The sequence below is a fragment of the Candidatus Acetothermia bacterium genome (assembly GCA_024653305.1).
GTDB lineage: Bacteria > Bipolaricaulota > Bipolaricaulia > Bipolaricaulales > Bipolaricaulaceae > JACIWI01.
Map to the genome: position 1 here is coordinate 32821 of JANLFW010000007.1, position 21251 is coordinate 54071.

The 21251-nt window shown below is 70.0% G+C and carries 23 protein-coding genes and 1 tRNA gene; 15 read left to right on the forward strand and 9 right to left on the reverse strand.

What is annotated here, in order from left to right; all coding sequences use genetic code 11:
• Window positions 1-9: 9 nt before the first annotated feature.
• Entirely contained in the window at window positions 10-348 is a 339-nt protein-coding gene (locus NUV94_03980) for a hypothetical protein (protein MCR4391943.1), read from the reverse strand.
• Window positions 348-2033: a formate--tetrahydrofolate ligase gene (locus NUV94_03985; GenBank protein ID MCR4391944.1), complete on the reverse strand. Its 1686-nt coding sequence runs from the start codon at window positions 2031-2033 to the stop codon at window positions 348-350. Before NUV94_03985 ends, NUV94_03980 begins: the two co-directional genes overlap by 1 nt.
• Before the next feature lie 45 nt (window positions 2034-2078).
• Between NUV94_03985 and NUV94_03990 the strand changes: the two genes are divergently transcribed.
• Together NUV94_03990 and NUV94_03995 are read left to right on the forward strand one after the other, a co-directional pair.
• Window positions 2079-3005, forward strand: coding sequence for a bifunctional 5,10-methylenetetrahydrofolate dehydrogenase/5,10-methenyltetrahydrofolate cyclohydrolase (locus tag NUV94_03990; GenBank protein ID MCR4391945.1), 927 nt, complete (start codon window positions 2079-2081; stop codon window positions 3003-3005).
• On the forward strand, window positions 3002-3673 hold the full coding sequence (locus tag NUV94_03995; protein MCR4391946.1) for a cyclodeaminase/cyclohydrolase family protein: 672 nt from the start codon (window positions 3002-3004) through the stop codon (window positions 3671-3673). Before NUV94_03990 ends, NUV94_03995 begins: the two co-directional genes overlap by 4 nt.
• On the opposite strand, the gene NUV94_04000 is transcribed toward NUV94_03995, so the two are convergent.
• Window positions 3641-3714 (reverse strand) — tRNA-Gln (locus NUV94_04000). The genes NUV94_03995 and NUV94_04000 overlap by 33 nt on opposite strands.
• A gap of 78 nt (window positions 3715-3792) precedes the next feature.
• Between NUV94_04000 and amrB the strand changes: the two genes are divergently transcribed.
• From amrB to NUV94_04020, 4 genes are read left to right on the forward strand one after another with little or no spacing between them, the layout of a single operon-like run.
• On the forward strand, window positions 3793-4641 hold the full coding sequence (amrB, locus tag NUV94_04005) for an AmmeMemoRadiSam system protein B (protein ID MCR4391947.1): 849 nt from the start codon (window positions 3793-3795) through the stop codon (window positions 4639-4641).
• Window position 4642: 1 nt separating this feature from the next.
• A complete protein-coding gene (locus NUV94_04010; GenBank protein ID MCR4391948.1) occupies window positions 4643-5491 on the forward strand; it encodes a YicC family protein in 849 nt (282 codons plus the stop codon).
• On the forward strand, window positions 5488-6111 hold the full coding sequence (gmk, locus tag NUV94_04015) for a guanylate kinase (protein ID MCR4391949.1): 624 nt from the start codon (window positions 5488-5490) through the stop codon (window positions 6109-6111). The genes NUV94_04010 and gmk overlap by 4 nt, the downstream gene beginning before the upstream one ends.
• A complete protein-coding gene (locus NUV94_04020) occupies window positions 6099-6488 on the forward strand; it encodes a 4'-phosphopantetheinyl transferase superfamily protein (GenBank protein MCR4391950.1) in 390 nt (129 codons plus the stop codon). The genes gmk and NUV94_04020 overlap by 13 nt, the downstream gene beginning before the upstream one ends.
• Here the strand turns inward: NUV94_04020 and NUV94_04025 are convergent.
• The 5 genes from NUV94_04025 to hutI all read right to left on the reverse strand — a co-directional run bounded on the left by NUV94_04025 (window position 6430) and on the right by hutI (window position 11546).
• Complete coding sequence (locus tag NUV94_04025) at window positions 6430-8115, reverse strand: 30S ribosomal protein S1 (protein MCR4391951.1); 1686 nt, start codon at window positions 8113-8115, stop codon at window positions 6430-6432. The two genes, NUV94_04020 and NUV94_04025, sit on opposite strands and share 59 nt — an antisense overlap.
• 116 nt (window positions 8116-8231) lie before the next feature.
• Window positions 8232-8858, reverse strand: a complete 627-nt coding sequence (locus tag NUV94_04030; protein MCR4391952.1) for a 1-acyl-sn-glycerol-3-phosphate acyltransferase — start codon at window positions 8856-8858, stop codon at window positions 8232-8234.
• Window positions 8839-9456, reverse strand: a complete 618-nt coding sequence (gene cmk, locus NUV94_04035; GenBank protein MCR4391953.1) for a (d)CMP kinase — start codon at window positions 9454-9456, stop codon at window positions 8839-8841. Before cmk ends, NUV94_04030 begins: the two co-directional genes overlap by 20 nt.
• Window positions 9453-10289 (reverse strand): 4-(cytidine 5'-diphospho)-2-C-methyl-D-erythritol kinase, encoded by an 837-nt coding sequence (gene ispE, locus NUV94_04040; protein MCR4391954.1) that lies wholly within the window; start codon window positions 10287-10289, stop codon window positions 9453-9455. Before ispE ends, cmk begins: the two co-directional genes overlap by 4 nt.
• Before the next feature lie 3 nt (window positions 10290-10292).
• Window positions 10293-11546: an imidazolonepropionase gene (gene hutI, locus NUV94_04045; protein ID MCR4391955.1), complete on the reverse strand. Its 1254-nt coding sequence runs from the start codon at window positions 11544-11546 to the stop codon at window positions 10293-10295.
• A gap of 81 nt (window positions 11547-11627) precedes the next feature.
• Between hutI and hutH the strand changes: the two genes are divergently transcribed.
• The 8 genes from hutH (at window position 11628) to fabF (ending at window position 19025) form a co-directional block, all read left to right on the forward strand.
• The gene (hutH, locus tag NUV94_04050; GenBank protein ID MCR4391956.1) at window positions 11628-13124 is read left to right on the forward strand and encodes a histidine ammonia-lyase; all 1497 of its coding nucleotides are present in this window, start codon (window positions 11628-11630) and stop codon (window positions 13122-13124) included.
• Window positions 13114-14001, forward strand: coding sequence for a GTPase Era (gene era, locus NUV94_04055; GenBank protein MCR4391957.1), 888 nt, complete (start codon window positions 13114-13116; stop codon window positions 13999-14001). Before hutH ends, era begins: the two co-directional genes overlap by 11 nt.
• Before the next feature lie 44 nt (window positions 14002-14045).
• The gene (locus NUV94_04060) at window positions 14046-14912 is read left to right on the forward strand and encodes a hypothetical protein (protein MCR4391958.1); all 867 of its coding nucleotides are present in this window, start codon (window positions 14046-14048) and stop codon (window positions 14910-14912) included.
• Entirely contained in the window at window positions 14912-16018 is a 1107-nt protein-coding gene (gene menC, locus NUV94_04065) for an o-succinylbenzoate synthase (protein ID MCR4391959.1), read from the forward strand. Before NUV94_04060 ends, menC begins: the two co-directional genes overlap by 1 nt.
• A gap of 9 nt (window positions 16019-16027) precedes the next feature.
• Complete coding sequence (gene deoC / locus NUV94_04070; protein MCR4391960.1) at window positions 16028-16699, forward strand: deoxyribose-phosphate aldolase; 672 nt, start codon at window positions 16028-16030, stop codon at window positions 16697-16699.
• 82 nt (window positions 16700-16781) lie between these two features.
• A complete protein-coding gene (recO, locus tag NUV94_04075) occupies window positions 16782-17486 on the forward strand; it encodes a DNA repair protein RecO (GenBank protein ID MCR4391961.1) in 705 nt (234 codons plus the stop codon).
• A 65-nt stretch (window positions 17487-17551) separates the two neighbouring features.
• On the forward strand, window positions 17552-17803 hold the full coding sequence (atpC, locus tag NUV94_04080) for a F0F1 ATP synthase subunit epsilon (protein MCR4391962.1): 252 nt from the start codon (window positions 17552-17554) through the stop codon (window positions 17801-17803).
• Entirely contained in the window at window positions 17796-19025 is a 1230-nt protein-coding gene (fabF, locus tag NUV94_04085; GenBank protein ID MCR4391963.1) for a beta-ketoacyl-ACP synthase II, read from the forward strand. Before atpC ends, fabF begins: the two co-directional genes overlap by 8 nt.
• Here the strand turns inward: fabF and pheS are convergent.
• The gene (gene pheS, locus NUV94_04090) at window positions 19022-20023 is read right to left on the reverse strand and encodes a phenylalanine--tRNA ligase subunit alpha (protein ID MCR4391964.1); all 1002 of its coding nucleotides are present in this window, start codon (window positions 20021-20023) and stop codon (window positions 19022-19024) included. The two genes, fabF and pheS, sit on opposite strands and share 4 nt — an antisense overlap.
• Before the next feature lie 109 nt (window positions 20024-20132).
• On the opposite strand from pheS, the gene NUV94_04095 reads away from it, so the two are divergent.
• Complete coding sequence (locus NUV94_04095) at window positions 20133-21221, forward strand: Xaa-Pro peptidase family protein (GenBank protein MCR4391965.1); 1089 nt, start codon at window positions 20133-20135, stop codon at window positions 21219-21221.
• Window positions 21222-21251: the final 30 nt, after the last annotated feature.

Below are 21251 nucleotides of genomic sequence, written 5' to 3' on the forward strand. Positions count from 1 at the left end.
ACCTCCCCATCACACGATAAGCAGGGCCGGCTTGGCCGTCAATCCCTGTGGGGCGCTACAGGTTGAGGAAGACGATCCCGACCAGGATCGCCACCACCCCAAGGAGGAACCCCCACAGGGGCGTGGTAAACGCGAGCGGCACCACCCGCGACAGTTCCCCCGCTTGAGGGCAATGTAGAACGCGAGCATCCCCAGCGCCCGCGCCGGCAGCTTCGGCGCGGCGAGCAGGATCAGCACCGTCGTCGACACCGCCAAACGCACCGCCAGGCCCTGCTCCGGGGCCAGCCCAGCGGTGGACATGCCCTTCTTCCCGAAGAACGACCCCACCGCCCACAGCTCCGACCGCATCACGCGAGCCCTACCACGTTGCCGTCCTCATCCAGGTCCACCCGCTCCCCGGCCGGATGGGACGGGAGCCCTGGCATGGTCCGGATCTCCCCACACAGGGCGTACAGGAACCCGGCCCCAACCGACGGTCGGATGTCCCGCACCGGGAGCACGAACCCTTCCGGCCGCCCCTTAAGCCCCGGATCGTGGGAGAGGGAGAGATGGGTCTTGGCCATGCACACCGGGAACGCATCCCAGCCGAGGTCGGTGTAGCGGGCGAGCATCCTTTTCGCCCTCGGGGTGAACTCCACGTCTGCCGCCCCGTACATCCGGGTGGCCACAACCCGGATCTTGTCGGCGATGGGAAGGTCGAGGTCGTACAGAAACCGGAACTCCACCGGTTCCTCGGCGGCGGCCAGCACCGCCTCGGCGAGCGCCGTCCCGCCCTCCCCCCCGTGTGCCCACGCCGCACACTCTACGGCGGCCCTGGCTCCCGCGGCCAGGGCCCGCTCCCGCACCACCTGGATCTCCGATGCCCGATCGGAATCGAACCGGTTGATGGCCACCACGCACGGGACCCCATAGGCGCGCGCGTTCTCGATGTGCTTCTCCAGGTTCGCGCACCCCGCGGCCACCGCCTCCGGGGCCTCCTGAGCAAGCCGAGGGTCCAGGGGCTTCCCTGGGCGTACGTCGAACCGGCCGGAGTGGGCTTTGAGCGCACGCACGGTGGCCACCAGCACCACCGCGTCCGGGCGGAGCCCGGACGCCCGGCACTTGATGTTCATGAACTTCTCCATGCCGATGTCCGAGCCAAACCCGGCCTCAGTGACCACGTGGTCGGCAAGCCGCAGGGCGATCTGGTCGGCGAGCACCGAGGAGTTCCCGTGGGCGATGTTGGCGAACGGCCCGGCGTGGATGAACGCCGGCGTCCCCTCCAGGGTCTGGAGGAGGTTCGGCTTGATCGCGTCCCGCAAGAGGGCAGCCATCGCCCCAGCTGCCCTGAGGTCCTCGCACGTCACCGGTCGGCCATCCCGGGCAAACGCCACCACCATCCGTCCGATGCGGGCCCGCATGTCGGCTAGCCCGTCGGTCAGGGCGAGGATGGCCATCAGCTCCGAGGTCGGGGTGATGTCGAACCCGGTTCGGCGCACGTGGCCGGCGAGGCCCACGATCACGTCCTCCAGGGCCCACCGATCGCACAGGTCCACGACCCGGCGGAGCACGATCTCCTCGGGGTCGATGTCCAGGGCGTTGCCCCGATAGAGGTGGTTGTCGAGGAACGCGCACGCCAGGTTGTGGGCGATGGACACGGCGTGGAAGTCGCCGGTGAGGTGGAGGTTGAGGTCCTCCATAGGCAGGATCTGGGAACGGCCGCCGCCGGCGGCGCCGCCCTTGATCCCGAACACCGGCCCGAGCGACGGCTGGCGCAGGCACACCACCGACGTCTTCCCCAACCGCCACAAGGCCTGGGCGAGGCCGATCGCGGTCACCGTCTTCCCTTCCCCGAGCGGGGTCGGGGTGATCCCGGTCACCACCACGTACTTCCCGAGCGGCGCATCCGCCCGCCGGGCGAGGGCGTCGAGCTTGACCTTGGCCTTGTGGTCGCCATAGAGCTCGAGCTCGTCCCGGCTCAAACCCACCATGGCCGCCACATCCCAAATCTTCTTGAGCCTTACGCTCCGCGCGATCGCCAAGTCGGAGTTCACGAGAGCACCTCCAATCCGCCCGAGCAGTGTATAGTCAGGGGGACGATGAACACAAGGTCGATGGAACACGGGGCGCGGGTCCTGTCCGGGGTATCCGTGGCCGAGGCCATCCGGGCCCGGATCGTCCGCGACATGGCCGGGCTGCGGGCCCACGGGGTGACGCCCACCCTGGCCGTGGTGCGGAGCGGCAGGGACAAAGCGGCGGCCGCGTACGCGGGCTCCATCCGCCGGACGGCGGGCAAGGTGGGGATCGCGGTGGTGGAGGTGGAGCTCCCCCCGAATGCCTCGCCGGAGCATGGGCTAGAGGCGATCCGGGAGTGCAGCGCCGCCGCGCACGTGCATGGGGTGCTCCTCCTCGAGCCCCTGCCGCCTAGCCCGGATCCGCTCTCGTTGGCGTTGGCCGTGCCCCCGGAGAAGGACGTGGACGGGGTCCACCCCGAGAACTTGGGGGCCCTCCTCGCCGGCGGGGCAGGGAGAGCCACCTACCACGATCTCCAGGCCCGCGACGACGTGTTCCTCCCCGCCACGGCCGAGGCGGCGATGGAGATCCTCCTCGCCTACGGGATCGAGGTCTCCGGCCGCGAGGCGGTGGTGGTCGGCGCCGGGCGGGTCGGCCTGCCCCTGGCCGTCCTGCTCCTCCGGGAGGGCGCAACCCCCGTCACCTTATGCCGGCGCGCTACAGCGGACCTCACCACGACCACACGCCGGGCGGATCTGCTGTGCGTGGCCGCGGGGCGACCACGGCTGATCACCGCGGACATGGTCAAGCCAGGGGCTACGGTGATCGACATCGGGATCAACGCCGCCTCGGACGGGGTAACCGGGGACGTGGACTTCGCCGGGGTGCGGGCGGTGGCCGACGCGGTCACCCCGGTCCCGGGCGGGGTAGGGCCGGTCACGGTGGCCCTGCTGCTCGCCCACACCGTGCGCGCGGCTCGGGCGGCAGCACGGGAAAGGAGCACCCGCGAATGACGGAGCGTTCCCTCAGGGCGATACGGGTGGAGGAATTCCTAGTGGCGTTGGGGTCGAGCGATCCCACCCCGGGCGGGGGGGCGGCGGCGGCCCTGAGCGGGGCGCTGGCCGCGGCCCTGGCCCAGATGGTGATCGGCCTCGCCCACCGTCGGGCCAAGGACCCCGTGGCCTCCACCGCGTTGGCCACGCTCCAAGAGCGGGCGAGGGCACTGGTGGCGGGGTTCCTGGACCTGGCCGATGCCGACGTGGCCGCCTACGGCGCCGTGGCTGCCGCGTTGCGCCTGCCGCGCGGGACCTCAGAAGAACAGGAACGGCGCCGCGCCGCGGTGCAAACCGCCCTCAAGCAAGCGGCCGCTGTGCCCCTGGGCACGGCGGGAAGGGCCGTGGACGTTCTGTCCCTGGTCGGGGAAGTGGCCGCGGCGTGCCCGAAGAGCGCCCAGAGCGACCTCGCCGCCGCAGCCCGGCTGGCGTGGGCAGCGTGCTCTGCCGCCCTGGACAACGTGGACGCCAACGCCCTCTACATCGAGGATCACGATCACCTGCGCGGCATCGCCGGAGTCCGTCGGGACCTTGCCCTGGAAGCAAAGAAAAAGGCGGCTCAGGTGCTTGTTCCCCTGGAGAAGGAATTGGAGCGGTGGCTGGGAGAGAGGGATTCGAACCCCCACTAGCAGGTCCAGAGCCTGCCGGCCTACCGTTAGCCGATCTCCCAGGGGCGTTCGATTCTAGCCCTCCCCCGGCATGGGATCAAGCTTTGCGTTCCCATTTGCACCCTTGGTACAATGCGGTGATGGGGTGGCGTTGGGCGTGCGCGGCCGGGACGTTCTATCCTGCCGATCCTCCGCGGCTTACGGCGGAGATCGAGGCCTGCTTCCATGGCCCGCGGGAGGCGTTGGGCCCGCCGGGGGAGGGCCTCACCGGCCCGGTGGGGCTGATCCTCCCTCACGCCGGGTACCGCTACTCCGGATCGGTGGCCGCGACCGGGTTCAGCGCCCTGTGGCGGCTTGGCCGGCCGGAAGCGGTGGTCATCCTGGGCACCAACCACACCGGCCTCGGGGGAGCGATCGCCGTCGGAGGGCCCGGGACGTGGGAGACCCCGCTCGGGACGGTCCCGGTAGAGGAGGAGCTCGCCGGGGCGATCGCCGATGGCACCGGGGCTGACCGGACCGACCTCCCCTTCCACGACGAGCACTCGGTGGAGGTGCAGCTCCCGTTCCTGCAGCACCTGTTCGGGGCGGTGCCCCTTGTCCCGGTGGTGGTCCAGTACCTGGACCTGGCTCAGGCCCGCGCTGCCGGGACGGGGCTGGCCCAGGCCCTGGCCGGGCGGCCGGTGGCCCTGATCGCGTCCACCGACTTCACCCACTACGAGCCGGACGAGGTGGCCCGCAAGAAGGACCGTCGGGCGCTCACCCACATCCTGAACCTGGACCTCGCCGGGTTCCTGGACGAGGTGGCCCGCCAGCGCATCACGATCTGCGGGGTGGGAGCGATCGCCCTCCTCCTCGCCGCCTGCCGGGAGCTCGGCCTCCTCGGGACCAAGCTCCTCGCCTACCGGACCTCGGGCGAGGTCGCCGGACACCTGGACCAGGTGGTGGGGTACGCGGCGGTGCTGTTCCAACGGGTGGACGACGTTGCGTAGCATGACCGGGTTCGGCCGCGCCCAGGCGACGCAGAACGGCTACGCTGTCCAGGTGGACCTGCGCAGCCTGAACCATCGTTTCCTCGAGGTGCGGGTGCGGGGCCTCGCGGACCTCCCCCTCCTCGTCCAGCGCTGCGAGGAGCGCCTGCGGGACCAGTTCGCCCGCGGGGCGCTGGAACTCTATGTGAAGTGGGAACACCAGGGGGAGGCCCGACCCAAACACCTGGAGCTCGCCGCAGCCCGGCGGTACCTGGCCGACCTCACCCGCCTTGGGGAGGAACTGGGCCTCGCGGACCCGCCGCGTTTGGACCACCTGCTCCAGCTCGGCGCCTTCCAGGAGCGGCCCCCGCACGAAGAGGAGCTGTGGCCGGCGCTGGCGGCGGCGCTCGACCAGGCCATCCACGCCGTGCACGCCGCCCGGGCCGAGGAAGGGGAGCACCTCCGGGCCGCCCTGGCCCGGGAGGCCGGTCTCCTCCACCGCCTGACCGAGGACGCCCAACGCCTGGCCGCGGAAAGCCTGCGCGAGGCCGAGGACCGGCTGCGCCAGCGGCTCGCGCAGCTCAAGGTGGAGGCCGACCCAACGCGGGTGGCGACCGAGCTCGTCCTGTGGGCGGAGCGGAGCGACGTGCGCGAGGAGCTCGACCGCCTCCAGGCCCACCTCCGGCGGCTGAGCGAACTTTTGGACCTCGATCGGCCGGTGGGGCGGGAGCTGGAGTTCCTCGCCCAGGAGATCGGACGGGAGGCGACCACGCTCGCGGCCAAGGCCCGCTCTGCCGGCCTCTCCCAGGTGGCCCTGGAGATGCACCTTGCCGTGGAACGGATCCGGCAGCAGGCGAGGAACGTGGAATGAACGACTTTCTTCCTCGCGGATGGGGCGTGCAGGGGGAACGGGGGATCGCGTTCGTGATCACCGGCCCGTCGGGAGCCGGGAAGTCCTCGGTGATCGCCGAGCTCCTCCGACGCGATCCCAAGCTCGCGTTCTCCGTGTCCGCCACCACTCGCCCCAACCGGGCGGACGAGGTGGACGGCCGCGACTACTACTTCGTGTCCGAGGCCGCGTTCGACCGGCTGGTCGCTGAGGGGAAGCTCCTGGAGTGGACCACCTACCAAGGCCACCGCTACGGCACCCCGCGGAGCGAGGTGGTGGATCGCCTCGCCGCCGGGCAGGACGTGGTGCTCAACGTAGAGGTGCGGGGGGCACTAGCCATCCTCAACGCTGGCCTTCCCCATCCGGTGGTGCTGGTGTTCATGGTCCCCCCGACCCGGGACGAGCTCATCCGCCGCATCCGGGCCCGGGGCACGGAGTCCCCCGACACCCTCCAGGCCCGCCTGGCCATCGCCGACGAGGAGGTCAAGCTCATCCCGGCGTTTCACTACCTGGTGGTCAACGACGATCTCGCCGCCGCCGTGGCCCGGGTGGAGGCGATCGTCGCCGCGGAGCGGGCGCGGATCGTGCCATGGCCCAGGTAGGGGTCGACCTGGTGGAGGTGGCGCGGATCCGGGACCTTTTCCTCCGGCGGGGGGAGCGGGCCCTGGAGCACCTGTTCACGCCGCGCGAGCTCGCCTACGCCCTGGCCGCCCGCCCCTCCCTTCGCTTCCAGCGCTTGGCGGCTCGGTTCGCGGCCAAGGAGGCATTCCGCAAGGCCATGGATCATCCCGTCCCGTTCCGAGAGATGGAAGTTGTCAGGGAAAACGGACGGCCCCGCCTGCGTTGGCGGGGCCGCGACTATCCCCTCACGATCTCGCACACGGCCGCGCTTGCCGTGGCCGTGGTCTTGGTGGAGGACGCTACCCCCCTTCCTCCGCCGCCTCCGCGGCCAGGCCCTTCAGGCGCTCCCGCAGGGTGATCGTCTCCCGCCCCAGCTGACCGGACAGAAACCGGTCCTTCTCCGCCTCGGCAATGTCTTCCGAGAGCTTCTTGATCGATAGCCGCACCTGCCGCTTGGCCTCGTTGATGCCGATGATCTTGGCCGTGATCTCTTGGCCCAGCCGCAGCACCTCGGACGGGCTGGCGATGCGCTCCTCGGAGATCTCCGACACGTGCACCAGCCCCTCCACCGCCGGGGTGATGCGCACAAACGCGCCGAAGTCCTTGATCTGGGTCACCGGGCCGGACACGATGGACCCCACCGAGTATTGCTCGAGGAACTCCTCCCACGGGTCCTGCTGGAGGGCCCGCAGGGACAGGCTGATCCTCCGCTCCGCCTGGTCCACCTTGAGCACGATCGCCCGCACCGTCTGCCCGGGCTGGAGGACCTCCTGGGGATGGGCCACCCGCTGCCAGGAGAGCTCGGAGATGTGGATCAGGCCTTCTATCCCCTCCTCCAGCTCCACGAACGCCCCGAAATCGGTGGTGTTGGTGACCTTGCCCTCCACCAGCGCTCCCCGTGGGTAGCGGTGCTCCACGTCCTCCCATGGGTCGGGGAGGGCCCGCCGCAGGGAAAGGCTGATCCGTTTGCGCTCCTCGTCCACGGACAGGACCACGACCTCCACCACGTCGCCCTCGGCCACCACCTCCTTGGGGTGCTTGGGGGTGGTCCAGGAGAGCTCGGAGATGTGCACCAGGCCCTCCACGTCCTCTTCCAGCTCCACAAACGCCCCGAAGTCGGTGACCGACACCACCTTGCCTGTGACCTTCGCCCCCGCCGGATAGCGGGCGGCGATCCCCTCCCACGGGTCGGGCCGCAATCGCTTGATGGACAAGGAAATGCGCTCCTCCTCCCGATCGGCTTCCAGGACCATCACCTGAATCTTCTGCCCGGGCTTGAACTTGTCCGGAGGGGGGACGGGGATGTCCTTCCAGCAGATCTCGGTGCGATGGACAAGGCCATCGTGGCCGCCCACGTCGACGAACACACCGAATTCGACCACGCTCTTGACCGTGCCCTCCACCACTTTGCCCGGGGTCAGGGAGGCGAACAGCTCGTCCTTCTCCTTCTCCTCGAGCTGTTTCAGGAACTCCCGGCGGGAGACGACGATGTTTCGGTTCCGCCGAGAGAACTCGATGATCTTGAACTCGAAATCCTTGCCTTTGAGGCGTTCGAACTTGGTGGACACGCCCTTGCCCAAGTGGGATGCAGGCAGAAACGCACGAATTCCCCCCAAGCTCACCTGATACCCAGCCCCCGCCACCTCCTCGTAGATGGTGCCCTTGACCGACGCGCCCGCGCGGTACGCCTTCTCCAGCTCCGCGTAGCGCTTGGCGAAGTAGGCCTGGCGCTCGGAGATGTAGACAGTCCCGTTTTCCTCATCAATGTAGGTGATGAGGACCTCGATCTCCTCCCCTGGCCGCATCGCCTCCCGGCAGGGGGCGATCTCCCGCTTGGGCAACAAGGCCTCGGATTTGTAGCCAATGTCCACTAAGACCTCGCCCTCGGTCTCCTGCACCACCCGCCCCCGCACCGTATCGCCACGGCTGAAGAGCCGCACGTCGCTCTCATCGAGCGCGTCCTCCATCTTGATCCACTCCGCCATTTTCAACCACCTCGTTTAGGTTTCCCCGTTTTCGGGCCCGCGAACCATACGCTCCGATAGCGAACCCCGGCTGGGTAAACTATGCGATCATATCCCGGCCCGAGCGGCCGCTCAAATCACAGCGCCTGGATATGGGCCATCAACCGGTCGGCGAGGAGGCGATGGCGTTCCGGCCGGGGCAGGTCAGGGGGAAGATCACCGGCCAACTCGTGGACGGTGATGGGGAGGCCGATGCGGGCCTCGATCCGCGGAAAGCCAAACGGGTAACGAGGTGGGTACGGCCCCCGGGGGACGATGTTCACCGGGATGAGCGGCCGGCCCAGGAGCTCGGCGAACCGGATGGCGCCCGGCTTGGGCCGCGCCCCGGGGCGGGTCGTCCCCTCGGGGAACATCCCCAGGAGCCGCGCCCGATGCGCGGAATGCAGGGCCCGACGAAAGTCGTCCCGGCCGAATGCCTCCCGGTCGATCACGGTAGCGAACCCCCACACGAACGGGGCGAACAGGGGGTTGCGCAGGAGCCCCCGCCGGGCGATGAACGTGATCCGGCGGAACGGACCACAGGCCACGCACAGGATGGCGATGTCCCAATACGAACGGTGGGGGGCGACGAGGATCCCCCGCGCCCGCAGGTTGCGCCGCCCGCGCACCGAAAGGCGGAACAGCCCGACCACCACCGGCCACGCGATGAGCACCAAAAGCCCATACAGCACATCCCGCACCCGATCAGCGACCCACGTGCGCACGGCGTTCCTCCACGAGCCTTCGGACCACGGCCAGCACCTGGTCCGGGGACTTGTCGGTGGTGTCGATCACCACGGCGTCCGGGGCCGGGCGGAGGGGGGAGTCGGCCCGGGTGGAATCCCGCTCATCCCGGCGGCGGATGGCCGCCAGCACGTCCGCGAATTCCCCGCCCTGGTCCCGCATCCGCCGCCGGGCCCGTTCTTCCGGCGTGGCCCAGAGATAGACCTTGAGCTCCGCGTCCGGCAGCACCACCGTGCCGATGTCCCGCCCCTCCATGACCACGTCCTGCCCTTCGGCGATGCGGCGCTGGATGGCCACGAGACGCCGCCGGACGCGGCCGTCCACCGCCACCTGGGACGAAAGGTCGTCCAGCTCCGGACTCCCGAGGAAGTCGGTCACGTCCTCCCCGTCGAGCAGGATCCGCCCATCCGCGGCCACGGCGATGTCCGTGGCCTCGAGGGACAAGCCGCGGCGGCGGGCGAGGGCCGCCGCCCGGTACATGGCCCCGGTGGGCACGAAGAGAAACCCCAGCTCCGCCGCCAGCCGCCGGGCGATCGTGGTCTTCCCGGCCGCCGCCGGCCCGTCGATGGCGATCCTCATCGCTGAATGTTGTACCCCCGGGGCACCGGAGCCGCAACGAACAGGGTTCCGTCCACCTTGGCCTCCACCTCCTCCCGCGCCGCGTGCGCCTCCTCCCGGGACGGGAACGCGACGAACAGGGCCGACCCGGACCCGGTCATGCCCACGCCACGGCTGGAGATCTCTGCCAACGCCGCGCGGAGGCGAACGAGCTCCGGTCTGAGGCGCGTCGCCGCCGGCCACAGGTCGTTTGGGAACGCGTCAAGCTCCTTCGGCGGCGCGGGGGGGGCAAACGGGAGCCCGAGGGCATCGAACGTCCGGTACACCTCGGCAGTGGGACAGCCGAACCGGGGGACGACGATGACGAACGCCCCGGGGAGCTCCACCTCCACCGGGGTTACCCGGTCCCCGATCCCCTCCACCCAAGCCGGGCTGGGACCGAGGAAAAACGGGACATCGGCGCCGATGCGCGCCCCCACTGCCTGGAGCTCCGCCGGGGAGTGCCCGAGACCCAGGAGCTCGTTCAGCCCGGCGAGCACCGCCGCGGCATCGGCGCTCCCCCCGCCGAGGCCCGCCCCGGTAGGGATCCGCTTGTGCAGGGCGATCCGCACGCCAACGTCCCGGTGGCCGAGGAGGGCCCGGGCCGCACGGAACGCCAGGTTCCCCTCGGGCGGGCCGATGCCCTTCGGCGCAGAGAGCTCGACGCCCTGGCCACCATGCGCGAGCACAAGTTCGTCCGCCAGGTCCACCGCCGCCATCAGGGACTGGAGGAGGTGGTAGCCGTCCGCCCGCCGGCCCACCACCCGTAGGACTAGGTTCAGCTTAGCGTAGGCGAGAACTTTCAGCCTTTCCATTTCTCAGCTTTCCACTTCCCCCTCTCCCCCCGCGGGAGAGGGTCGGGGTGAGGGGGAGACGAACACCCTCCCCTCCTTCACCACCGCCCAGGCGAGGTTTTGTCCCATCCAGTACGGGATCTCCGCGAAGCTCTCCACGTCCCAGACCACGAGGTCCCCGTGTTTTCCGACCTCCAGCGATCCAACGCGGTCGGCCAGGCCCAGCGCGGCTGCGGCGTTGAGGGTGGCCGCGGTCAAGGTCTCCTCCGGGGACATCCCCAGGCGCAGCACGCTCAACGCCATGACCAGGGGCATGGACGCCACCGGACACGACCCCGGGTTGAAGTCGGTGCCCAGGGCCACCGGGACCCCGGCGGCGAGCAAGTCCCGGGCCGGGGGATAGGGCTCGCCCAGGACGAACGCGGTGGCCGGAAGGAGCACCGCCACCACCCCGGCCGCGGCCAGGGCTCGGATCCCCGCCGGGGACACGTGGAGCAGGTGGTCGGCCGAGGCCGCCGCAAGCTCTCCGGCCAGCTCCGCCGCCCCCACGGGCGCCAGCTCGTCCGCGTGGAGCTTCAGCGCGAGCCCCGCCGCCCGGGCGGCGGTGAGGATGGCCCTCGCCTCGTCCACCGTGTAGAACCCGCGGTCGCAGAACACATCGCAGAACTGGGCGAGACCCTGTGCGGCCACCCGGGGGATCATGTCCTCCATCACCCCCCGGAGGTAGGCCTCCCGCGGCATGTCCGGGGGGAAGGCGTGGGCACCCATGAACGTGGGCACCAGGGTCAGGGGGAGCTCCTCCCCGAGGCGCCGGACGGCCCGCAGCATCTTGAGCTCGTCCTCGGTGGAAAGGCCGTAGCCGGACTTCACCTCGACCGTGGTGGCGCCCAAGGCGAGCATCCTGAGGAGCCGCGGCCGGGCGAGCTGGGCGAGCTCGAGCTCACTCGCTTCCCGCACCGCGGCGACCGTGGTCAGGATCCCCTCCCCGGTGTACCGCTCGCCGCGGGCCCGGACCAGGAACTCCGGGAGGCGCGACCCGGCGAACACGGCGTGGGTGTGGGGATCCACCAGGCCGGGGGTCACCGTCCTCCCCTCCACACCGAGACGGGGCCCGTGGAACCGGGGCCACGAGCCGGACCCGACCGCGGCCACCCGGCCCTCTCGGATGAGGACGCAGGCGTCGCGCAACACCGTGAGCTCCCCCATTGCCGGTCCGGCCCGCGGGCCGGAGCCGGTGGGGGTGGCGAGCTCGCCGATCCCGTACACGAGGAGATCCATCCTTAGGGATTATACGAACTTCAAGAATCCGATCGCCGAGGGCTTTCCCACGTTTATCCCCCCGGCTATACTGGAGACGCTGTGATCGAGCTCGATGGACACCTGACGCCAGCGGATGCGGAAGCGGTCATCGAGGGGGAGCAGGTAGCGGTGGCAGGTTCGGCCCTGGCCAAGGTGGACGCCGCTCGCCGCGTCCTTCTCTCCTTGATCGCCCGTGGGAAACCGGTGTACGGGGTGAACACCGGGTTCGGCGGGCTGAGCACCGTGCGCATCCCGGTGGAGGATCTTGGCCGCCTGCAGGTGAACATCGTCCGCTCCCATGCCGCCGGGGTGGGCCGACCGCTTCCGGACGAGGCGGTGCGGGGGATGCTCCTGTTCCGGGCCAACTCCTTTCTCCAGGGGGCGTCCGGGGTCCGGCCTGAGATCGTGGCGCTCTTGGTGGGGATGCTCAACGCGGGGGTGCATCCGGTGGTACCGGAGCAGGGGTCGGTGGGCTCGTCCGGGGACCTGGTGCCCCTGGCCCACCTCGCCCTGGTGCTCCTCGGGGAGGGCCGGGCCCGGTGGCGGGGCGAGGAGCTCCCGGGGGGAGAGGCGCTGCGTCGGGCCGGGCTGGCCCCGCTTGCTGAGCTCGCCCCCAAGGAAGGCCTCGCGCTGCTCAACGGCACCGCGTACATGCTGTCCCTCCTGTTTCTGGCCTGGCTCTACGGCTGGCGCGCGCTCAAGGCGAGCCTGGCCACCGCCGCCCTGACCTTCCAGGCCCTCCGCGGACGAACCGAACCCCTGGACGCCCGGATCCACGCCCTTCGCCCCCACCCGGGCCAGGTCCAGGTGGCGGCCTGGCTGCGGGAGCTCCTCCAAGGGAGCGCTCTGGTGAACTCGTACCAAGACGACGTCCAAGATCCCTATTCCCTGCGGTGCCTGCCCCAGCTCCTGGGGCCGGTGGTGGAGGCGCTGTGGGCGGTGGAGGGGAAGCTCCGCGTGGAGATGAACGCGGCCACCGACAACCCCCTCATCTTCCCGGAGGAGGCGGGGGTGACCCTGTCCGGGGGCAACTTCCACGGGGAGATCCTGGCGTTCGCCGGGGAGTGGCTGGCGGTGGCGCTCACGGAGCTGGGCGCGTCCTGCGAGCGGCGCCTGGATCTCCTCCTCACCGCCCGTGATCGCGGCCTGCCCCCGTTCCTGTCCCCGGAGCCCGGGCCCAGTTCGGGGTTGATGGTCCTCCAGTACACGGCCGCTGCCCTGACCGCGGAGAACAAGGTCCTCGCCCACCCGGCGGCGGTGGACTCGATCCCCACCTCCGGGGGCAAGGAGGACCACAACGCGATGGGGGCGACCTCGGCCTGGAAGGCCCTGCGCATCGCCGAAAATGTTCTGGCCCAGGTAGCCCTGGAAGGGGTATGCGCCCGGTGGGCGGTGGCCCTGGCCGGGGTGGACGGCCTGTCCCCGGCCACGCGGCCCCTGTACACCGCCCTCGCCGAGCTGGTCCCACCGCCGGGGGAGGACCAGTACCTGGGGGACGCCATCCAGGCGGTGTGCGCCGCCGTCCGGCGAGGGAGGATCGGACCGCATGGGCTATAAGGTGGGCACGGTGGCGGTGGTGGGCAAGGCCAACGTGGGCAAGTCCACGTTCATCAACGCCGTCATGGGACGTAAGGTGGTCATCGTGTCCGATTGCCCCCAGACCACCCGCAACCGGATCCGCTGCATCTACACCACCCCCGAGGCCCAGGTGGTGTTCGTGGATACCCCGGGCCTCCACCAGCCGGTGAACAAGCTCTCCGCCCACCTCCTGCGCGAGGCGTTCCGGGCCCTGGCCGGGGTGGACGAGGTGGCGTACATGGTGGAGCCCACCGGCGAGGTGGACGCCTACGACGAGACCGTCCTCCCTCGGATCAAGGCCCTCCCCTGTGCCAAGGTTTTGCTCGTGAACAAGATGGACCTCGCCCGGGGCAACGCCCTTCCCGAGACCCTCCTCGCCTACGAGAAGCTGGGCATCTTCGATGACCTGGTGCCCATCTCCTCTACCCGGGGCAAGGGCCTTGATCGGGCCCTGGCCGTGATCGTCCATCACCTCCCGGAGGGGGAGCCGTTGTTCCCCGAGGGCACGGCCACCGACCGACCCCTGGAGTTTACCGTGGCGGAGCTTATTCGGGAGAAGATCTTCCAGTTGACCTATCAGGAGATCCCGTACTCCACGGCGGTGGTGGTGGAGCGGATCGAGGAGCGGGAGGACCCTCCCCTGGTGTCCATCTACGCCACCATCTACGTGACCCGGGATTCCCAGAAGGCGATCGTCATCGGGAGCGGGGGAGCGAAGCTCAAGGAGATCGGAAGGTTGAGCCGCCTGGAACTCGAGGCCCTCCTCGGCCGCAAGGTGTTCCTATCCCTTCACGTCACGGTGCGACCAAAGTGGACCGAGAACGAGGCGGAGATCGCCCGCCTGACCGGGGAGTGAAGCCCTTCAGAACGAAGCGTGGAACGTGCTATACTTCCACAACCATGGAGCGGAACGCGGATGTGGTGATCGAGCCGGTCCACGATGGCCCGGGGTACCGGGCCTGCGAGGGCCTGCAGAAGGAGGTGTGGGGGTTCCCCGACGTGGCGGTGATCCCCGACCATCTCTTGCACATGGTCGTGGGGGCAGGGGGACTCTTGCTGGGGGCGTTCGACGGGATCGGTCCCGGGCGGGAGATGGTAGGGTTCACGGTGTCCGTGGTCGGCCTGACCGAGGACCGGCGGCTTCGTCATCATTCGCTGATGGCCGCGGTGCGGCCAGGCTGGCAGGACCGGGGCGTGGGGTACCGCCTCAAGTGCGCCCAACGGGAGCATGTCCTCGCGCAGGGAATCGATCTCATCACCTGGACGTTCGACCCGTTGGAGTCCCGCAACGCCCACTTCAACCTGAACAAGCTCGGCGGGGTAGCCACCCGGTACCTGCCCAACTACTTCGGTGAGCTCCGCGATGCCCGCAACCAGGGCCTGGCCACCGATCGGTTCCTGTGCCAGTGGCACCTCGCCTCGCCCCGGGTCCGTACCCACCTCGCTCGGGAGACGCGGCCCGACCTGGCGTTGGGGGAGGTGGAGACCATCAACCGCACCCAGCGCCTCCCGTCGGGGGTTCGGGCCCCGCTCGGGTTCCGTCCCGACCTCACCGCGCCGAACCTCCTGTTCGAGATCCCGTCCGACCTTCAGGCGCTGCGCAAGGCGGACCTGGACCTGGCCCGCCAGTGGCGCCGGGAGGCCCGCCAGGCCCTGACGAGCTACCTCGACGAGGGGTACCTCGTCACCGCTCTCTTCCGGGAAGGGGATCGGAGCTTTCTCGTCCTGGAACGGCGCCCTCTTCCCAACGTGCTGGAGCGGCCATGATCCGACCGGAGCGCATCTCCCTGCATCTCGTGGAGCTCCCCCTGGTGCAGCCCTTTGTGACGAGCTTTGGGGAGGAACGGGTGCGGCGGGTCCTTCTTGTGTCCATGACCGCGGACGGGCTCATCGGGTGGGGGGAGTGCGTGGCCGGGGCCGGCCCATGGTACTCCGCGGAGACAGTGGACACGGCCCGGCACGTGATCGGGGAGTTCGCCCTGCCCCTCATGCGGGGCCGGGCGTTTGATCACCCCCGGGAGCTTGCCGCCGTCCTCGCCCCGATCCGTGGGCACCCCATGGCCAAGGCCGCCCTGGAGGCGGCGCTGTGGGATCTCCACGCCCAGGCCGCCGGAAAGCCCTTGGCCCAGGTCCTCGGGGCCGTGCGAACCGAAGTCCCGGCCGGGGTGAGCGTGGGCATCCACCCGAACATCCCGGCCCTGGTGGAGCGGGTCACGGCGTTCGTCGAGCAAGGCTACCAGCGGGTGAAGCTCAAGGTGAAGCCGGGGTGGGACGTGGAGCCGGTGGCCGCGGTGCGGGAGCGGTTTCCCGATCTGCCCCTGTCCGTGGACGCCAACGCCGCCTACACCTTGGATGACGCGAACCACCTGCGGAAACTGGATCGTTTCGACCTGTTGATGGTGGAGCAGCCGCTCCCTTACGACGACCTGGTGGGGCACGCGCGGCTTGCCCGGACCCTGTCCACCCCGATCTGCCTCGACGAGTCCCTGAGCTCACCCCATCGAGCATGGGAGGCGCTCGAGATGGGAGCGTGCCGGATCATCAACGTCAAACAGGGCCGCCTGGGAGGGCTTTCCGCGGCCCTGGCGGTCCATGACCTCGCCCAGGGGCGGGGCGTGCCCTTATGGTGCGGCGGGATGCTGGAGACCGGGGTCGGCCGGGCCTTAAACGTGGCCCTGGCTGCGCTCCCGGGGTTCACCCTCCCCCACGACATCTCCGCCACCGACCGCTACTACCATCAGGACCTCGCCGCCCCCCCGTTCCACTTGGAGCGGGGGTTCATCCGTGTGCCCCAGGGGACGGGGTTGGGAGTGGAGGTGGACCTGGCCCGGCTTCATCGGTTCACCGTGGCCAGCTGGGCCTGGCAACTCTAGGAGGCGCTCGTGAGGAAAGCGGAGCTGGCGAGGCTGATCGATCACACCGTGCTTGGGCCGGAGACGAACCGGGCGGCGGTAGAGCGGGCGTGCGAGGAGGCCATCCGCCACCGGTTCTATGCGGTGTGCGTCACGCCCGGCCATGTGGCCCTGGCCAAGAGCCTCGTGCGGGACAAGGGGATCTACGTGTGCACCACGATCGGGTTCCCCCACGGCCAGCACAAGCCCGAGGTCAAGGCGCTCGAGGCCAAGGCGGCGGTGGACGACGGCGCCGACGAGGTGGACATGGTGATCGATGTGGCCGCGCTCAAGGACGGCGACTACCAGCGGGTGATCGCCGACATCCGCGCGGTGCGGGAGGCGATCGCCAAGGCCCCGCGGCCGGTGGTGCTCAAGGTCATTTTGGAGTGCTGCTTCCTCTCGAACGACCAGAAGGTGGCCGGGGCCATCCTGGCCAAAGCAGCGGGGGCGGACTTCGTGAAGACGTCCACCGGGTTCGGCCCTGGTGGGGCCACCGTCGAGGACGTGGCCCTGCTGCGGCGGACGGTGGGGGAGAAGATGGGGGTCAAAGCTGCCGGCGGGATCCGCGATTACGAAACGGCGGTGCGCATGGTCGAGGCCGGGGCAAACCGGATCGGGGCCTCAAAAAGCGTCCAGATCCTCGCTGGAGCACCGGATTGACCCCGCGGCCGCTGAACGCAACAGCCGGAGGAGCACGGCCCAAGGTCACCGCAATGGGCGAGTCCGCCGAGAACGAGCCAAGGTGATCGAGGTGGCCCAGCTTGCTCGGGCTGACGGGATCGTCCTTCGCACCCAGGACCACGCGGAGACCGACCGCATCGCGGTCGTCCTCACCCCAAACCATGGCCGCCTCGACCTCCTCGCCAAGGGGGCGCGGCGCATGGAGCAAGCGGCGGGGGCGGCCCTAGACGTGCTCAACGTGGTGAAGATCATTTACTACCGGCGCCGATCCGGGCTCCATCTCCTGAAGGAAGTGGAGCTGGTGCGCACCTTCCCCGGCATCCGCTCCGACCTTGACCGGGCCACCACCGCCTTGTGGGGGATCGAATGGGCGCTCGCGCTCATCCCCACGGAGGCCCCGGACGAACGGGTGCACCGCCTGACCGTGGAGTTTCTTGCCGCCCTGGACGCAGGGCACCCGCCGCGGGTGCTGGCCCTGGGCTACGTGCTGCGGCTCCTGGCCGTGGCCGGCCATCGTCCCCACCTCGATGGGTGCCTGTCCTGCGGGGCCCAAGATGGCCTGACCTGGTCCCCGGAGCGGGGTGGGCTCCTATGCCGCCCGTGCGGGGGCAGCGGCGAGGCCGTCTCACCCCGCGTGTGGCGCACCCTGGGGGCGATCGCCCGCCTTCCCCTGCCCGCCCTGGCCCGGCTGCGCGTGGAGGAAACGGATTTGGAGAGGGGAGAGGCGCTGGTAAGGGGATTCCGCGAGGCGCAACTGCGCCGCTAGCGCCCCCCTTACCTGGGGAAACGCGCCTGGCGCAGGGCGCGTTCCACGGCTATATTCTCGTATCCATGGAGTGCCGGATCATTGCCTGTGAGCGCGTGGCCTTCTCTGGGAAGGCCGAGGGTGTGTATGCCCGCAGCCCGGAAGGGTGGTTTGGGGTGCTCCCCGGGCATGCCCCGGCCGCGTTTACGCTCTCGGACTCCCCGGTGCGGGTGATCACCACCGAAGGAACACGCACGTTTCACGTCAAGGCCGGGACGCTGTACGTCAGCCGGGAGGGCGTGACCGTGCTCGCCGACCGAGCGGAGACCCGTGGCTAAGGTGGTGGTGACCGGGCTCGGGCTCGTCACCCCATTCGGGGTGGGGCGGGACGCGTTCTTCCAAGGCCTCACCGAGGGCCGGGTTGCCATTCGCCGGATCGATCAAGACCTGGACCTCTCCGGGATCGGGGCCCAGGTGGCCGCCCCGGTGGACGGGTTCGACCCGCTGGCGTTCATGTCCCCCCGGCGTGCCCGGCGGATGGGCCGGGTATCGCAGATGGCGGTAGCCGCGGCCCGGCTGGCCCTGGAGGACGGCCGGTTCGTGCCCCCACACACCGGGCGCGGGGCGGTGGTCATCGGCACCGCCATTGGGGCGTTGGAGGCGCTGGTGGACAACCACCGCACGATGCTGGAGCGGGGGGCGGAGCGGGTGTCGCCGTTCCTGGTGCCGGTGATGATGCCCAACGCCCCGGCAGCGGAGGTGTCCATCGAGGTCGGGATCCGCGGCCCGAGCTTAGGGGTGGTCACGGCGTGCGCGTCTGGGGCCCACGCCCTGGGGATCGCGTGGAGATGGATCCGCGAGGGGGCCTTGGACTGGGCCCTGGCCGGGGGGGCAGAGGCGGTGATCCTACCCCTGGTGTTGGCGGCGTTCGACCGGATGGGAGCCCTTACCCGCTCGCCCGATCCCGCGGTGGCGTCGCGGCCGTTCGACGCCCGGCGGGATGGGTTCGTGCTCGGGGAGGGGGCGGCGGTCCTGCTCCTCGAGTCGGAGGCCCATGCCCGGAAGCGGGGGGCGGAGCCCCTGGCGGAGATGGCCGGGTTCGGCCAGAGTTCAGACGCGTACCACATCACCGCCCCTCCGGAGGACGGGGAGGGGGCGCGGCAGGCGATGGCCGAAGCCGTGGCCTCGGCCGGGCTCTCCCCGGACGAGGTGGACTACGTCAACGCCCACGGGACTTCGACGCCGCTCAACGACCGGGCGGAGACGGTGGCGATCAAGGCCCTCCTCGGGGAGCGGGCGTACCAGGTGCCGGTGAGCTCCACCAAATCCCAGATCGGGCACCTCCTCGGGGCGGCGGGGGCGGTGGAGGCGGCGGCGGCGATCTTCCCGTTCCTCACTGGACTACTTCCGGCCACCGTGACCTGGCGGGCCCGCGACCCCGAATGTGATCTCGATTACGTTCCTGGGGCGCCGCGGCCGGCCAACGCAAAGGTGGTCCTGTCCAACTCGTTCGGGTTCGGCGGCCAGAACGCGTGCCTCGCCTTCCGCGCCCCGAGCTAGAATTGCGATAAGAACCGGAGGTCGTTCTGGTAGAAGAGGCGGATGTCGTCCACCCCGTAGCGGAGCATCGCCATCCGTTCCACCCCCAGGCCGAACGCGAAACCAGTGACCTCCTCCGGGTCGTACCCAACCTCGACGAGCACCGCCGGGTCCACCATCCCCGCCCCCATGATCTCCAGCCACTTCCCCGGAGGCTTGCGGATGTGGACCTGGGCCGAGGGCTCGGTGAACGGGAAGAAATCGGCGGAGATGCGCATCTCATAGCCGGGGCCGAAGAACGCCCGCACGAACTCCCCGATCACCCACTTCAGGTGGGCCATCGTCAGGCCCTGCTCCACCCACAGGAGCTCCACCTGGTGGAACACCGGAAAGTGGGTGGCGTCGGGGTTGTCCCGGCGGTAGCAGCGGCCGGGACAGATGATGCGCACCGGTGGTTTCCTCGACTTCATGACCCGGATCTGCACCGGCGAGGTGTGGGTCCGGAGGAGACGGGCATCGTCGATGTAGAAAGAATCCCAGTCATCTCGGGCCGGATGGTCTGCCGGTATGGCCAGGGCCTCGAAGTTGTAGTAGTCCGTCTCCACCTCGGGCCCGGTGGCCACATCGAACCCCAGGCGCAGGAAGACCTCCTCGATCTCCCGCCGCACCTGGGTCAGGGGATGGAGATGGCCAAGGGGACGCCACCGCCCAGGCAGGGTAAAGTCGTACCGTTCCGCAGCCGCTCGCTCGGCAAGCGCCCGGGCCGCAAGCTCCCCCTTGCGCGCCTCGAGAGCGGCGGTGATCTCGGCCTTGAGCGCGTTGAGGAGCTTGCCGGCCTCGGCCCGCTCCGCCGGGGGAAGGCCGCGCAGGCCGTCGAACAGCTGGGTGAGCACGCCTTTCCGCCCGAGGAACCGCACCCGCAGCGCCTCCAGCGCCGCGAGGTCCCGCACCTCGACGCTCGCCCGCGCCCACTCCGCCCGCGCCGCCTCCACCCGCCGCCGCACCTCGCCCAAGGTCATGATGATCCGGATTATACGTACGGGATCAGGACTTTGACAACACAAACGCCCACAGACTAGAATGGGCCGGTGCACGAGGTACAGCGGTTACGGTCGTGAAGGAGGTCGGATGGACTACGCACGGCGACGGGCACGTCTCTGGGAGGAGGTACGGGGAAGAGGGCTCGATGCCTTCCTGGTCATCAATCTGGAGGGCTCGGAGGGCCCAAACCTCCGCTACCTTTCCGGGTTCACCGGCTCGTCTGGCATCCTGATCCTCGCCAAGGAGTCGGTATTTGCCACCGACTCCCGGTACACGGAGCAGGCACAACACCAGGTCCGTGGGCTCCCGGTGGAGGAGGCGAAGGGGCGCTGGCTCCCGTGGCTCGTCGAGCGCCTGAGCGCCCTTGACCTCCGGAAGATCGGCATCGGCACCTACGGCACGAGCTTGCACACCTACCGGGAGCTTTGCCGGCTCGGGGAAGGCATGGAGTTCGTGCCCGCAAACGGGCTCGTGGAGGGGCTGCGCCGGGTGAAGTCCCCGGAGGAGATCGAGCGCATCGCCGCCGCCGCCCGCCTCACCGATGAGGGCCTGCGATGGACGCTCGGGCAGCTCAAGCCGGGCCTGACCGAGCGGGACGTGGCCCTGGACCTGGAGATCTGGTACCGCCGTCATGGGGCCGACGACGTCGCGTTCGACCTCATCGTGGCCAGCGGGCCGGCGAGCGCGATGCCCCACCACCGGGCCGGGGAGCGAAGGCTCGAGGGTGGAGACATCGTCCTCCTGGACATCGGGGTACGCCTGGACGGGTACTGTTCCGACCTCACCCGGGTCGTGGCGTTGGGACACGCCAGCCGGGAGCTGCGCGACCTGTACCGCCTGGTGCTCGCCGCCAACCGGGCCGGGCTGGAGGCGGTCCAGGCCGGGGTGTCCGGCCAAGACGCGGACCGGGCCGCCCGGGCAGTGATCGAGGCCGGGGGGTACGGGGACAGGTTCGGCCACGGCCTCGGCCACGGGGTCGGCCTGGAGGTCCACGAGGCGCCGCGTCTGGCTCCAACTTCGGACGACGTCCTCGCAGCTGGCCATGTGGTCACGGTGGAGCCCGGCGTGTACCTGCCCGGCCGGTTCGGGATCCGCATCGAGGACCTGGTGGCGGTGCACGCCGACGGCTGCGAGATCTTGTCCGGCTTCCCTAAGGAGGAACTCCTTGTGGTGTAGCGCTTTTCGGCCTCGTTCGGTGTCTTCCAG

Bases quoted from the DNA above. Each gene is read 5' to 3' on its own strand.
- NUV94_04010 (MCR4391948.1), top strand. From the start codon at position 4,643: ATGACCGGGTTCGGCCGCGCCCAGGCGACGCAGAACGGCTACGCTGTC.
- NUV94_04025 (MCR4391951.1), bottom strand. From the start codon at position 8,115: ATGGCGGAGTGGATCAAGATGGAGGACGCGCTCGATGAGAGCGACGTG.
- cmk (MCR4391953.1), bottom strand. From the start codon at position 9,456: ATGAGGATCGCCATCGACGGGCCGGCGGCGGCCGGGAAGACCACGATC.
- ispE (MCR4391954.1), bottom strand. From the start codon at position 10,289: ATGGAAAGGCTGAAAGTTCTCGCCTACGCTAAGCTGAACCTAGTCCTA.
- NUV94_04020 (MCR4391950.1), top strand. From the start codon at position 6,099: ATGGCCCAGGTAGGGGTCGACCTGGTGGAGGTGGCGCGGATCCGGGAC.
- NUV94_03995 (MCR4391946.1), top strand. From the start codon at position 3,002: ATGACGGAGCGTTCCCTCAGGGCGATACGGGTGGAGGAATTCCTAGTG.
- pheS (MCR4391964.1), bottom strand. From the start codon at position 20,023: ATGACCTTGGGCGAGGTGCGGCGGCGGGTGGAGGCGGCGCGGGCGGAG.
- NUV94_04060 (MCR4391958.1), top strand. From the start codon at position 14,046: ATGGAGCGGAACGCGGATGTGGTGATCGAGCCGGTCCACGATGGCCCG.
- atpC (MCR4391962.1), top strand. From the start codon at position 17,552: ATGGAGTGCCGGATCATTGCCTGTGAGCGCGTGGCCTTCTCTGGGAAG.
- era (MCR4391957.1), top strand. From the start codon at position 13,114: ATGGGCTATAAGGTGGGCACGGTGGCGGTGGTGGGCAAGGCCAACGTG.
- NUV94_03980 (MCR4391943.1), bottom strand. From the start codon at position 348: ATGCGGTCGGAGCTGTGGGCGGTGGGGTCGTTCTTCGGGAAGAAGGGC.
- NUV94_04095 (MCR4391965.1), top strand. From the start codon at position 20,133: ATGGACTACGCACGGCGACGGGCACGTCTCTGGGAGGAGGTACGGGGA.
- amrB (MCR4391947.1), top strand. From the start codon at position 3,793: ATGGGGTGGCGTTGGGCGTGCGCGGCCGGGACGTTCTATCCTGCCGAT.
- NUV94_03990 (MCR4391945.1), top strand. From the start codon at position 2,079: ATGAACACAAGGTCGATGGAACACGGGGCGCGGGTCCTGTCCGGGGTA.
- gmk (MCR4391949.1), top strand. From the start codon at position 5,488: ATGAACGACTTTCTTCCTCGCGGATGGGGCGTGCAGGGGGAACGGGGG.
- hutI (MCR4391955.1), bottom strand. From the start codon at position 11,546: ATGGATCTCCTCGTGTACGGGATCGGCGAGCTCGCCACCCCCACCGGC.